Origin of the sequence: Halopenitus salinus (genome assembly GCF_042662125.1) — an archaeon.
Lineage (GTDB): Archaea > Halobacteriota > Halobacteria > Halobacteriales > Haloferacaceae > Halopenitus > Halopenitus salinus.
Genome location: NZ_JBHSXL010000009.1, coordinates 113066 through 126004 on the forward strand (window position 1 = coordinate 113066; position 12939 = coordinate 126004).

The following is a 12939-nucleotide window of genomic DNA, read 5'->3' on the forward strand; positions in this document are numbered from 1 at the left end:
AGTATGAATGATCACAAATACAAGAAATATAATATTAGAGTAACTATCACCCCGAAATATAAGGAACATTCAGACCTCGCCATGATTTATGGTGGTCGACCCCGACTCGACGCTCGAAGATGCCAACGATCACGAGGATCGAGACGACGGAGTTCGAGTTTCCGATCGAGGACATGGGCTATTCCGGCCACGGCTTCGATCCGGTCTACGAACCGGGGACGACGAGCTGGCGCAAGCTGTTCGCGTTCGAGGTCCACACGGACGTGGGGATCACGGGCGAGTACGTCGGAGCCAACTCACCCGGCGCGGCCCAGATCAACATGTTCGCGGACTACCTGATCGGGAAGAACCCGCTCAAGCGCGAGCGTCACTGGTCGGAGATCAAGCGCGCGCTGCGGAAGTACGACCGGATGGGGATCGGGCCGATCGACATCGCGCTGTGGGACTTCGCGGGCAAGTACTACGACGCCCCCATCCACGAGCTGCTCGGCACCTACCGCGAGCGCCTCCCCGCCTACGCCTCCACCTACGCGGGCGACGACGCCGGCGGGCTCGATTCCCCGGAGGCCTACGCGGACTTCGCCGAGGACTGTCTCGAGATGGGCTACGGCGGCTTCAAGATCCACGTGTGGGCCGACGAGCTGCGATCCGTCGATCGGATGGTCGAGACGGTCCACGCGGTGGGCGAGCGCGTCGGCGACGAGATGGACCTCATGCTCGATCCCGCCTGCCACCTCGAGACGTGGGGGGACACGCTCGAGGTCGGCAAGGCGTGTGACGAACAGGACTTCTACTGGTACGAGGACCCCTACAAGGACGCGGGACTCTCCCAGCACGGCCACGGGAAGCTGATGGAGAAGATCGACACGCCGATCCTCCAGACCGAGCACGTCCGTGGCCTCGAACCACACGTGGACTTCATCGCGAACGGCGCGACCGACTTCGTGCGCGCGGACCCCGAGTACGACGCCGGGATCACGGGCGCGATGAAGATCGCCAACGCCGCGGAAGGCTTCGGCCTCGACGTCGAGCTTCACGCCCCCGGCCCCGCACAACGCCAGTGCTTGGCGGCCATTCGTAACGCCAACTACTACGAACTCGCCCTCGTCCATCCCGACGTCGACAACCCCATCCCGCCCGTCTACAAGGGCGACTACGACGATCACCTCGAGACGATCGACGAGGACGGGACGGTGCCCGTGCCGGACGGCCCCGGCCTCGGCGTCGAGTACGACTGGGAGTTCATCGAGGACAACGCCACCGGCAGCGTCCATGTCTACGAGTAGGACGCGCCGCGGCGCGAAAACGTCGATCGAACGAAAACGGGGTGACCGACCCTACACTCCCGTGAGCCGCGGGAGCATGAGGGTTAGCTGCGGGAAGTAGACGATCGCCAACAGGACCGCGAGGTCGGCGGCGTAGAACGGGAGGATCTTCTTGCTGATCTCCCAGACTGGGACCTCGGAGACGCTGGACGCCGCGAACAGACAGATGCCGAGCGGCGGCGTGATGAGCCCGAAGTTCAGCGTCACGATGAACATGATGCCGAACTGGTAGGCGGGAATGCCGAGCGTCTCCGCGATCGTCGCGAGCGTCGGGGCCAGGATGATGGCCGCGGCGCCGATCTCGAGCCACGTCCCGACGAACAGGAGGACGAGGCCGACGACCAGCATGAAGCCGACGGGGCTGAGGCCCATCTCGACGAGCGTGTTACCCAGCTGGCGGGTGATTCCCTGGATCGCGAGCATCCACGAGAGGATGGACGCGAACCCGATGATGGCGTAGAGCTGCGTCGAGCGCTCGAGGGTGACCCGAAGCGACTCGACGATCTTGTTGCCCGTGAGCGAGCGGTAGAAGCCGCCGCCGATCAACAGCGCGTAGACACACGCCACCGCGGCGGCCTCTGTCGGCGTGAAGACGCCGCCGAGGATGCCGCCGAGGATGATCGCGGGCATCGTCAACGCCACGAGGGAGTCGAACAGCATCGAGGGAAGCTCCGAGCGCGTCATCTCGGGCGTGTGGCTCGGGAAGTCGTACTGGATCGAGAGGATCCCCGTGATCACCATGAGCGCGCCGCCGAGCAGGATACCCGGGATCACGGCGGCGGCGAAGAGGCCGCCGATCGAGTTGCCCGTCACCGAGCCGTAGATGACGATGATGATGCTCGGCGGGATGATCGGACCGATGATCGAGGAGGCCGCCGTGATCGCGGAGCTGAAGGCGTCGTCGTACCCCTCCTCGCCCATCGCGGGAATGAACACCGAGCCGAGGGCCGCCACGTCGGCGACCGCGGCGCCCGTGATCCCGGCGAAAAAGAGGCTCGCGAGAACGTTCGCCTGCGCGAGCCCGCCGCGGATCCGGCCGATCGTGTAGTTGGCGAAGTTCACGATGCGGTTCGTGATCCCCGATCGGTTCATCAGCTCCCCGGCGAGCAGGAAGAAGGGGATGGCCAACAGGACGAACGAGTTGAGCCCGCTGAAGATCCGGGTCACCCCGGTCGTCATCGACTCGCCGGCGATGTACAACCAGAGGTACGACACCGTTGCGATCGCGAACGCGATGTCCACGCGCAAGAAGATGAGCGCGAGCAGGACGATGAGGAGGGGAACGAGCTCAATCATCGGAGACCTCCCGTCGATCGGACGCCTCGTAGATCATGGCGTTCGACTCCCGCTCGAGGATGGCGAGTCTGAGCACTCGCGACAGCGAGAACAGCGCGACGAGCGCGCCGCTTATCGGAACGACCGAGTAGACCCACACCATCTGGAACCCCAACGCCGGCATCGTCGACCGAAAGCCGGCATCGAAGGCGTACTGTGCGCCGAAGAACACCCAGATCAGCCCGAGAACCGTGTAGAGAGCGGCGATGGCGATCTGGATCCCGTACCGGGTCGACGGGGAGAACCGGTCGTAGAACAGCCCGACGTGGAGGTGGTCGTCGGTGTTGACGAGCGACGCGGTGATCAAGAGCGCGAACCAGATCATCAGGTATCGCGACACCTCGTTGGCCCACAGAAGCGACTCGCTGAACACGTATCGCATGACCACGTTCAACATGACCACGCAGACGAGCAGCGAGAGAAACACGAGACACAGCTGTCGAATCCTGGTGTCGACCTCGTCCATGACGCCGTGGTACGTGCTCGCCACCTGATAGAGCGAGCTGTTCTTGTCGACGTTAATTCGTGGCATGGTTCGATTGAACGACTGACGGACGAATGGTCCGTGGTTGATCCGGGACGCGTCGGGAAACCGACGGCGACGCGGTCATCGATCCTCCTCCGATCCCGCTTCCGGAACGACCGTGACGGGGACGTCGGCGTCCAGAATGACGGACTGGACCGTGCTCCCGAAGATCGCCTTGCCGGTCGGCGACCGCTTTCTGCCGCCCAAGACGATCTGGTCGACGTCCCGATCGGATGCGAGGGAGACGATGGCGTCGTCAGGGTGTCCCTCCGCGACGAGTGCGTCGACGTCGAATCCTTCGTCCTCGAGCGCGTCGCGCGCCCAGGTGACGGTCTCGGGGACGTCGTCGTACTCCTGAAGGGAGAGCGTTCCGCCGAGGTCGGAGTCGATCTCCTCGAAGACGTACAGGACGGTCACCGACACCTCCTCGGATCGAACCGGGAGGTCGGAGACGGCGTTCACCTGTCGCCGCGTGCGCGTCTCGTCCTTTCGAACTGGAATGAGTATGTGGTACATGCTACGATGATGAGTGGAAAACGGTTGTGAGGCGAGGCGACCCGCTACCGGCTTACTGGTAGCCGAGTTCCTGTTCCGCCTGCTCGATCGCGTCGGTCATCTCGTCGACGAGCCCGGGGTCGTCCATCTGCTCGCGGACGATCTGGCCGACGGGCTCCTGGGTCGCCTCCTGGAACTCGGTGATGAGGTCCTGGGGCGGATCGAAGACGGTGACGCCCGCGTCCTCGACGGTCTGGACGCCGCGCTGGCGCTGGATGCGGTTGATCATCCGAGCGTCCTGGGAGGCGAGGCGGCCGGCGGTGAGCACGATCTGCTGGTAGTGCTCGGGCAGGTCCTGGAACCACGACTCGTTGGCGTGGATGAAGTTCATCGTGAAGACGTGTCGGTCCAGGATGATGAAGTCGAGCACTTCGTGGAGGTCGCCCGAGATGACGGTCGGGATGGAGTTCTCCTGGCCGGCGACGACGCCCTGGTCGATCGCCTGGTAGAGCTCGTTCCAGTCGATCGGGGTCGGGTTGGCGCCGAGCTGGCGAACGAGCTCCTGGTGGGCCTCGATCTGCATCGTCCGGATGTCGAGCCCCTCCATGTCGCTGAGCGAGCGGATCTCCGAGCCAGCGATGCCGAACGAGCGGAAGCCGCCGTTGTCGTACCACGTCAGCATGCGCAGGCCGGTCTGGTCGCGGAAGTCCTCCCAGAGCGTGTCGCCGAAGCCCTTGTCGAAGACGTAGTTCGCGACCTCGACGTTGCGGAACGCGTACGGAAGCGCGTACACGTTGATGTTGGGGTAGAACGGCGCGATGTGTCCCTCCGCCGTCGAGCCGACGAGCTCGAGCGAGCCGGACTGGTTCTGCTCGATCATCTCACGGAGGCTGCCGAGGGCGCCACCGGGCGAGATCTCGACCGTGAAGTTGCCGTTCGTCTGCTGTTCGACGTAGTTCTTGAACGTCGTCGCGGCGCGGTGCTGGTGCTGCTGGATGTCCTCGGGACCGGAGTGGCCGAGAGTCACCGTCATCTCGGGCATCGCCAGATCGTTCGCGTTCTGGGAACTCCCGCCGTTCCCGTTGCCGCCGTTGCCGCCGTTGCCGCCGTTTCCGTTGCCACCGCTGCCGGTCAGGGAGCTACAGCCCGCCGTGGAGGCGACGCCGGCCGTGATCCCGAGCGCGGAGGCTTTCCTCATGAATGAACGTCTGTTTTGAGTCATCGCATTCGTCGATTGGAGAGGACTATAATAAAAGTTATCAAACGACGCTCATTGCTCGAATTGGAGAAGTAAAACGCATGAAAGAACGTTGAATATCTAGATAATAATTATAAATACATATAACAAAATTCCGAGATAATAACTAAATTGACGAATACGGATCATTAATGAGTGGGTGGCGAACGGATCCGGAACGACGGCGACGATCGGAGGGCTTCATTCGCAAAACGGGAACACCCGTTGAAAAGAATGACGTTCGAGTCCCGCGGATCGGCGGACGATCGGTGCATTGAGGGTCGTGTCATCACAACGCATATGGCCGTACGCGATGAGGGAACGGCATGGAGCGATCACGACGGGGATTCCTCAAGGCGTTCGGCGGCGGCGGCGCGCTCCTCGGGGGCGCATACGTCGCGACCCGCGGCGTTCGAGGCGATCGTCGACCGGCGGACCTCGAGGAGTGGCCGCCGTCCGAGTCGTCCGGCCGGCTCAGTTACTGGTCGTGGCAACACTACTGGCGATCGCAGGCCGAGGCGTTCCAGTTCGACGCCGACCTCGAGGCGATCGACAGCGAGACCGTCCCGGCCCGCGACCAGTACCGACGTCTCGTCGACGGCGAGACGCCGGACGTCGTCACCCTTCCCACGAGGCAGTTCGAACGGGCCGTCGAGAACGACCTCCTCGCGTCCTTCGATCCCGAGGTCGTCCCGTTCTGGCCGCCACGGAACGAACTGCAGACGCACGACGAATCACTGTACGTGCGCGAGGACGGCTGTTACGGCGTCCCACAGACGCCGATGAGCTACGCGCTCGCCTACCACCGCGAGGAACTCGAAGAGCCCTCCTCGTGGAGCCTGCTGTGGGACGAGTCGCTCACCGGACGGATCGGGATGCCGGCCGACCCGATACTCGCCGGACAGGTCGCCGCGCTCTACACCGGCCAGGACCCGAACGACCCCGACGACGTCGACGCGATCCGGGAGGCACTCGAGACCCAGCGCTCGCTCGTCGGAACCTACTGGACCGACTGGAACGACTGCTGGCGCGCGTTCCGCGATGCGAGCATCAAGGCCGCCGTCCTCCCCAACCCCCGAATGTGTCTCTGCTCGCAGGACGGCACCCCGATCGTCATGGCCGAACCCAACGAGGGCGTCCTCTACGGACAGAACACGCTCGCGATCCCCAAGGACGCCTCGAACCCCTACACGGCCCTCGAGTTCATCGACTGGGGCCTCGAGTTCAAGACCGGCACCGACGCCATGTGGACCCCCGAGGAGTGGCCGCTCCGTCCCCACCGCATGCTCGAGACCGACGCGCGAGAGGCCTACCTCGAGGCGGCCGAGACGGTCGGGATCGACGGGGCGGAATGAGGAAATTCACGAGGACCACACGGACACACGAGCCATGACCGACGCGCACGATCCGGTAACTGACCGTCACCGGGACACGTCATCGACCGACGTCGATCCCCTACCGATCGACGTCGATTCCCGGTCGCGTCGCGCGGCAGTGGCGACGATCGGCTCGCTCGGAGCCGGGGTGCTCGCCGGCTGTCTGGACCGAGGTGGGGTGAAAGGCGACGGGAGCGGAACCGGAACCGGCGGATCCGAGTCCGTCGAGACGCACCCGGCCACGAACGCCATCGAGGGCTCGCCGACGCTCGGCCCCGAGCCGGGAACGGCCGAGGCGACGATCGTCGAGTTCGGCGATCCCTCCTGTAGCACGTGTGCCGCGTTCGCATCCTCGACCTTCCCGAAGCTGCGAGAGAACGCGATCGATCCCGGGCGAGTGAGCTACGTCTGGCGGGCGCTACCGGGCGTCGAGCCGTGGGGCCGGCCCGCCGCCCGCGCGCTCTGGGCCGTCCAGCTCGCCGATCCCGAAGGGTTCTGGCGACTCAAGGCGTGGTACTACGACGAGCGGGCGTCCATCTCCGAGGACACCGTGCGCGACCGGACCGAGGAGGCGCTCGTGGATGGCGAAGTCTCGACCGACGCGCGCGTGGACCGCGTGCTGGCGGCGATCGACGACGAGGACGAGACGGTTCGGGAACGGCTCGAGCGCGACGAGCGGGCGGGCAAGGAGACCGACTTCACGGGCGTGCCCGCGTTCGTGCTCTTTCGGGACGGCGAGCACGTTACGACCGTCCTCGGCAACCAACCGTACGGCGTCTTCGAGGGGGCACTGGGGCTGTGACCGCCGACGATCGACGGTCGCGGCTCGCGCTCCCGTCCCGCCCGCCGCTTCCCACGTCGCGAGCGGACGTCGCGGAGACGGCTCGAACCGTCCGCAGGGTCCTGTCGCGTCCGGGGTACCTCGCCGTCGCCGTGGTGGTCGCGAGTACGATCACGGCCGCGTCCGCCGCGCTCGAGAACCCGGACCTCGTGGGGTATCTCCTCGGCGGCGACCTCCCGCTCGCCACGCGGACTCGGGTGTTCTTCATGCTGCTGCCGGGGGTGGAGACGGCCGCGCCGGTCGTGGACGCGGGACGGCTCCTCGTCGCGACGTTGACCGGGATCGTCGCGGCGGTGGCGACGTTCAGGGTTCGGCTGACGGGCTCGGCGGCCGAGGGCGGACGCGCGGGCGCGACGACGAGCGTCGGCGTCCTCGCGAGCGTCCTCGGCGGCGGGTGTGCGGCCTGCGGTCCCGCGATCGCCGCGGGACTCGCCGGCTCGGGACTCGCGGTCCCCGCGGCGGTACTCCCGTTCGGCGGGACGGGCGTTCTGTGGGGGTCGGTGCTGCTGCTCGCCTGCTCGGTCTTCTGGCTCACGCGCGGGATCGGGGGTGCGTGTGCGGTGGAATCCGGACGGTAGTCCCTCGGAAGGATCGTGAACCGACTCAGGCCAGCCAGGGAGCGCCCGCGCGCTCGACGAAGCGCTCGGTTCGATCGATCGCGTCGATCGCCGCCACGTCCTCGGGGTCGAGCTCGAGGTCGAGCGCGGCGAGGTTGTCGCGGATGTGCGCCTCGCTCGTCGCCTTCGGAATGACGCGGACGCGGTCCTTCGAGAGGAGCCACGCGAGCGAGACCTGCGCCCCGCTGACGCCGTGTTTCTCTGCGATCGACTCGATCGGAGGGAGATCGAGAACGCGACCGCGCGCGAGCGGGGAGTAAGCCACGAGGTCGTAGCCGTGCGTCTGTGCGTGCTCGAGGAGGTCGTCCTGCGGGAGAAGCGGGTGCATCTCGACCTGGTGGGCGAAGAGGCCCGATTCGAGGCGGTCGCGGGCCTCATCGAGGAGAGGCACGTCGAAGTTGCTAACCCCGACGTGGTCGATCCAGCCACGGTCGACCAGCTCGTCGAAGGCCGGAAGCGTCTCCGAGGCCGCGTAGTTGCCGATCGGCCAGTGGACGTACAGGAGATCGATGACGTCGACGTCGAGGCGGTCCAGGCTCTCCTTCGTGGCCTCGATGACCTCCTCGTAGGCGACGCCGGTCTCCTCGGGGTGGATCTTGGTCGCGAGCGTGATCTCCTCGCGGGGAACGTCGGCGGCGGCGATCCCCTCGCCGACCGCCGCCTCGTTGCCGTACGCCTGTGCGGTGTCGACGTGTCGATACCCCATCTCCAGGGCCGTTCGAACGCTCTCGGCGCAGACGTCCGGTTCCGCGTTCTGCCAGGTTCCGATCCCGATGTCGGGCAGGCTCATGGGGCGATCATCCGGGACCGGGGGGATATCTCTTTGGATCGAGGCCACGCAGTCGGTCGATCGCGTCGCGTCCAAAGAGCTATCCGTGGAGGTGTCGAATCGGCGCGCGAGACATGAGCGAGATCGTCGACTACGAGCTCTTCGAGGTGCCGCCGCGCTGGCTGTTCTTGCGGATCGAGACCGCGGACGGTCTCGTCGGCTGGGGCGAACCCGTCGTCGAGGGGCGATCGCACACGGTGAAGGCCGCGGTCGAGGACCTGATGGAGACCCACGTCCTCGGCGAGCCCGCCGCCCCGATCGAGGACCACTGGCAGACGATGTACCGCGGCGGGTTCTACCGCGGCGGCCCGGTGTTGATGTCCGCCATCGCCGGCATCGATCAGGCGCTCTGGGACCTCAAGGGCAAGCGGTTCGACGCGCCGGTCCACGAGCTGCTCGGCGGCAGGGCCCGCGACCGGATCCGGGTCTACCAGTGGATCGGCGGCGACCGGCCCTCGGCGGTGGCCGAGGAGGCGAGAAAGCGGGTCGACGCGGGGTTCACGGCGTTGAAGATGAACGCGACCGAGGAGCTCGAGCGCGTCGACGATCCCGCGACCGTGCGTCAGGCGGTCGAGCGGCTGAAGGAGGTCCGCGAGGCTGTCGGCGAGGAGGTGGACGTCGGCGTCGACTTCCACGGTCGGGTGAGCAAGCCGATGGCGAAGCGGCTCGCGGCGGCGCTCGAGCCCCACGAACCGATGTTCATCGAGGAGCCCGTCCTCCCCGAGCACAACGACGAGCTCGGCGACGTCGCGGCCCACACGACGATCCCGATCGCGACCGGCGAGCGGATGTTCTCGCGGTGGGACTTCAAGGAGGTCTTCGAGGACGGCTCCGTCGACGTGATCCAGCCGGATCTGTCGCACGCCGGCGGCATCACGGAGGTGAAGAAGATCGCGAGCATGGCGGAGGCCTACGACGTCGCGATCGCGCCCCACTGCCCGCTCGGGCCGATCGCGCTCGCCTCCTGCATCCAGGTCGACGCCTGCTCGCCGAACGCGCTCATTCAAGAACAGAGCATGAACATCCACTACAACGAGACCTCCGACGTGGTCGACTACCTGGCGGACCCGGACGTCTTCGACTACGAGGACGGCTACGTCGACATTCCGGAGGGGCCGGGCCTCGGGATCGACATCGACGAGGCGTTCGTCCGCGAGCAGGCCGAGGAGGACGTCGACTGGCACGGTCCCGTCTGGCGCCACGACGACGGCAGCGTAGCCGAGTGGTGAGCCGGCGGGAGCCGTCTCGAAACACCCCCGAGCGCGGACCGAGGAGGATTCCTCAAAGCGCCCGAAGCCGCTCCTCGAGACAGACGGTGACGATGGACTTCGCGATGGCGGCGCCGCCCTCGATGGGGTCGAGCTTCGTCTCGCCGGCGCGCTCGCCGTAGGGGATCGGAACCTCCCGGACGTCGAAGCCGCGCATCAGCGGGCGGATGAGGAGTTCCGCGGAGAGGCCCGTGTTCTCGGTCCAGTCGATCGACTCCACGACGTCGCGGCGGTACGCGCGCATGCCGTTCGTGGTGTCGTGAACGCGCGTTCCCATGAGGAGGCTCGCGATCGCGGCGAACGCGTGGTTTCCGAACCGGTTGAACGCCGGCATCGCGTCGGCGCCGTGATAGAGCCGATCGCCGCTCACGACGTCGTACCCCTCGTTGATCGCCTCGAGGAACTCGGGAAGCCGCTCCATCGGGTAGGTGTCGTCGCAGTCGGTCGTGACGACCACCGGGCGGTCGGGCGCGAGGATCGCCTCGCGAACCGCGATGCCGTAGCCCTGGGGCTCCTGTTCGATGACGCGCGCGCCGTGCTCGCGGGCGATCTCCGGCGTGCGGTCCGAGGAGCCGTCGACACAGACGACCTCCGCCTTCCCGTCGGTGACGCGCTCGACGTCCTCGAGCACCGTTTCGATCGCCTCCTCCTCGTTGTAGGTGCCCATGACGACGCTGAGGTCCTCGAAGGTGTACTCGTCGTCGACGCCGCCCGAGGCGGCCGCGGCGTCGAGATCGGTGCCCGCCGCGGTCGCCCGCTCCGCACCGTCCGGCGTCCCTTCGACGTCCGGCGTCCCTTCGGCGTCGTCGGATGTCGGCTCCGCGTCGTTGTCGGTCGTATCCGTCTCGATCGTGCTCGCAGTCCCGCTCGCCGTGTGTGCTGAATCGCTCATTACCTACACCTCAGGTCGCACGCACTTGAGTTTTTAGGTTTGCCTAAAACAGCGGCGTGATATCGTGTCACGAACCCGAGAGCCGGGCGTCGACGTCGTCGGCGACGCGGAGCGCGAGCGCGGCGATGGTGAGCGTGGGGTTCATCGCCCCGCCCGTGGGGAAGACGGAGCTGGAGGCGATCCAGCAGTTCGCCAGGTCGTGGGTCCGGCAGTCGGGGTCGACGACGCCGTCCTCCGGGTCGTCGCTCATCCGCGTCGTGCCCATGTGGTGGTAGGCGGGACCGGTCGCGTCCGGACCCGCGACCCACCCGACGTCGGCGCCGAGTTCCTCCAGGATCTCGACCTGGATCTCGTTGGCCCGCTCGATCGTCTCGAGCGCCCGGTCGTCGACGGTCCATTCGATCTGCGGGACCGGGTTACCGTGGTCGTCCGTGCGGTCGTCGGCGAGCGTCACGCGGCTGTCGGACCGGGGTCGCTGCTCGACGAGCCCGCCCATCGCGACGTGGTTGCCGTACCCGTCCCGCAGCTGCTCCAGGAGGGGGTCGCCCCAGTCGTCGCCCGAGAGCGCCATCTCGACGGGGGAGGGGCCGGCGTAGTTGAAGAACTCCAGTTTGAACGGCGCCTGCGACTCGTCGGCCTCGTCGTAGAACTGGTCGCAGCCGCTCGTGTAGAAGCCGACGTGGTTCTGTCGGGTCGGCTCCTCGAGCGTCCCGCCCGCGCCCGCGAACAGGTGATCCATGAAGAACTCGCCGACGTGACCGCTGGCGTTGGCGAGTCCGTCCGGGTAGCGGTCCGAGGCGGACAAAAGGAGGAGACGCGGCGTCTCCACGCCCCCGGCGGCGACGACGAACGCGTCGGCCTCCTGTCGGTGCTCCTCCCCATCCGGCGTCGCGTAGACCGCGGCGGTCACGCGATCCTCGTCGTCGTGCTCGAGCCGCTGAACCGACGCGCGGTCGATCACGGTCGCGCCGTGCTCCTCCGCGCGGTCGACGTGGACCGTCGCGTCGTACTTCGCGCCGCTCGGACACACGGGCTGGCAGGTGCCGTACCCGACGCAGGGCGACCGCCCCTCGTACGGCTCGGAGTTGCGCGCGTTCGGTACCGAGTGCATGTCGATCCCGAGCGACTCGCAGGCCTCGGCGAAGAGGGAGTCGCTGTAGGAGGGCTCGAAGGCGGGCATCGGGTGTGGCTCCTCGCGGGGCGGCGCGTAGGGGTTGTCGGAGGCTCCCGCGACGCCCAGTTCGCGTTCGGCCTCCGCGTAGTAGGGCCGGAGATCCGCGTAGTCGATCGGCCAGTCGGGACCGACGCCGCGGACCGTACCGGAGTTGAAGTCGTCCTCGTGGAGGCGCATCACCATCCCCTGCCAGTGGAGGGTCGACCCGCCGATCCCCTTCACGCGGGCGTGGTTCAGCGGATAGAACCGATCGCCGGCGTTCTCGTGGGCGTCGCGCGCGCCGCCGACGTCCCACACGTCGGGGCGATCGTAGGCCGGCCGGATCGCCCGCTCCTGGCGTTTCAGGCGGTCGCTCGGGTCGAACCTGGGCCCCGCATCCAAAATCGCGACCCCGTGGCCGCTCGCGGCGAGACGCTCGCCGACGATGCCGCCGGCGGGACCGGCTCCGACGATACAGACGTCGGCGTCCGGGATCGGCGTTCGATCGACGGCCGCTTGGTCGACTGCCGCTTGGTCGACGGGCGCTCGGTCCGAGCCTTCGGGTCCGCTCATCGCGTTGGTCCCCGCGTGTAGGTGTCGTGTCCCCCAGGATGTCCCTGCGGGTTCTCGATCCCGACGAGCTTCCCGCCGGTCGGCGAGGCGTAGAGGGCGAGCAGTAGCTCGTTGACGACGTAGTACCGAACCCGCTCGGCGAACGTCCCGTCGGGCGCCTCCTCGGCGGTGTGGGCGCCGACCTCCCGAAGCAGCCGGTCGCGGTCGGCGGTCGAGAGGGCGACGATCCGATCGCCGTGCCACTCCTCGGCGCGCCGGTCGAGCTCGCCGGCGACGGTCCGAAGCGATTCCGCGTGGTCCTCGCGATCGAGTCGTCCGTCGAGGAACGATCCGACGAACTCCTCGATCCCGGAGACCTCCGAGGGATAGACGATCTCGGCGACGGCGACGAAGGCGTCGACGAGTTCGGCGTCGGAAAGCCGGTCGCTTCCGTCGCGATCGGTTTCGTCGTGCCCACTTCCGTCGCGATCGC

At 67.1% G+C, this 12939-nt stretch carries 13 protein-coding genes; 5 read left to right on the forward strand and 8 right to left on the reverse strand.

All coding sequences use genetic code 11. The features are described from left to right. Nucleotides 1-119: 119 nt before the first annotated feature. Complete coding sequence (locus ACFQE9_RS09980) at nt 120-1286, forward strand: enolase C-terminal domain-like protein (protein ID WP_379743991.1); 1167 nt, start codon at nt 120-122, stop codon at nt 1284-1286. A 51-nt stretch (nt 1287-1337) separates the two neighbouring features. Here the strand turns inward: ACFQE9_RS09980 and ACFQE9_RS09985 are convergent, their stop codons facing one another. The 4 genes from ACFQE9_RS09985 to dctP all read right to left on the reverse strand — a co-directional run bounded on the left by ACFQE9_RS09985 (nt 1338) and on the right by dctP (nt 4879). Next, nucleotides 1338-2621: a TRAP transporter large permease gene (locus ACFQE9_RS09985; protein ID WP_379743993.1), complete on the reverse strand. Its 1284-nt coding sequence runs from the start codon at nt 2619-2621 to the stop codon at nt 1338-1340. Further along, nucleotides 2614-3192: a TRAP transporter small permease gene (locus ACFQE9_RS09990; protein ID WP_379743995.1), complete on the reverse strand. Its 579-nt coding sequence runs from the start codon at nt 3190-3192 to the stop codon at nt 2614-2616. The genes ACFQE9_RS09985 and ACFQE9_RS09990 overlap by 8 nt, the downstream gene beginning before the upstream one ends. A 75-nt stretch (nt 3193-3267) precedes the next feature. After that, nucleotides 3268-3702 carry a universal stress protein gene (locus tag ACFQE9_RS09995; RefSeq protein WP_379743997.1) on the reverse strand — a complete coding sequence of 145 codons (435 nt, stop codon included), beginning with the start codon at nt 3700-3702 and terminating at the stop codon, nt 3268-3270. A 52-nt stretch (nt 3703-3754) separates the two neighbouring features. Then, nucleotides 3755-4879, reverse strand: coding sequence for a TRAP transporter substrate-binding protein DctP (gene dctP / locus ACFQE9_RS10000; protein ID WP_379743999.1), 1125 nt, complete (start codon nt 4877-4879; stop codon nt 3755-3757). A 365-nt stretch (nt 4880-5244) separates the two neighbouring features. Between dctP and ACFQE9_RS10005 the strand changes: the two genes are divergently transcribed. Genes ACFQE9_RS10005 through ACFQE9_RS10015 form a run of 3 tightly spaced genes read left to right on the forward strand, consistent with a single transcriptional unit; the run spans nt 5245 to nt 7713 of the window. Continuing rightward, nucleotides 5245-6273 carry an ABC transporter substrate-binding protein gene (locus tag ACFQE9_RS10005; RefSeq protein ID WP_379744001.1) on the forward strand — a complete coding sequence of 343 codons (1029 nt, stop codon included), beginning with the start codon at nt 5245-5247 and terminating at the stop codon, nt 6271-6273. Nucleotides 6274-6307: 34 nt separating this feature from the next. Beyond that, the gene (locus ACFQE9_RS10010; RefSeq protein ID WP_379744003.1) at nt 6308-7096 is read left to right on the forward strand and encodes a DsbA family protein; all 789 of its coding nucleotides are present in this window, start codon (nt 6308-6310) and stop codon (nt 7094-7096) included. Beyond that, on the forward strand, nt 7093-7713 hold the full coding sequence (locus ACFQE9_RS10015) for a hypothetical protein (RefSeq protein WP_379744005.1): 621 nt from the start codon (nt 7093-7095) through the stop codon (nt 7711-7713). The genes ACFQE9_RS10010 and ACFQE9_RS10015 overlap by 4 nt, the downstream gene beginning before the upstream one ends. Before the next feature lie 25 nt (nt 7714-7738). On the opposite strand, the gene ACFQE9_RS10020 is transcribed toward ACFQE9_RS10015, so the two are convergent. Further along, nucleotides 7739-8542 carry an aldo/keto reductase gene (locus ACFQE9_RS10020; RefSeq protein WP_379744007.1) on the reverse strand — a complete coding sequence of 268 codons (804 nt, stop codon included), beginning with the start codon at nt 8540-8542 and terminating at the stop codon, nt 7739-7741. A 113-nt stretch (nt 8543-8655) separates the two neighbouring features. Between ACFQE9_RS10020 and dgoD the strand changes: the two genes are divergently transcribed. After that, entirely contained in the window at nt 8656-9810 is a 1155-nt protein-coding gene (gene dgoD / locus ACFQE9_RS10025; protein ID WP_379744009.1) for a galactonate dehydratase, read from the forward strand. Nucleotides 9811-9862: 52 nt separating this feature from the next. Here the strand turns inward: dgoD and ACFQE9_RS10030 are convergent, their stop codons facing one another. The 3 genes from ACFQE9_RS10030 to ACFQE9_RS10040 form a co-directional block, all read right to left on the reverse strand. Continuing rightward, the gene (locus tag ACFQE9_RS10030; RefSeq protein WP_379745570.1) at nt 9863-10516 is read right to left on the reverse strand and encodes a dolichyl-phosphate hexose transferase; all 654 of its coding nucleotides are present in this window, start codon (nt 10514-10516) and stop codon (nt 9863-9865) included. A gap of 292 nt (nt 10517-10808) precedes the next feature. Next, entirely contained in the window at nt 10809-12467 is a 1659-nt protein-coding gene (locus ACFQE9_RS10035) for a GMC family oxidoreductase (RefSeq protein ID WP_379744011.1), read from the reverse strand. After that, on the reverse strand, nt 12464-12939 hold a 476-nt coding region (locus tag ACFQE9_RS10040; RefSeq protein ID WP_379744013.1), incomplete at its 5' end, for a gluconate 2-dehydrogenase subunit 3 family protein. The genes ACFQE9_RS10040 and ACFQE9_RS10035, both read right to left, overlap by 4 nt.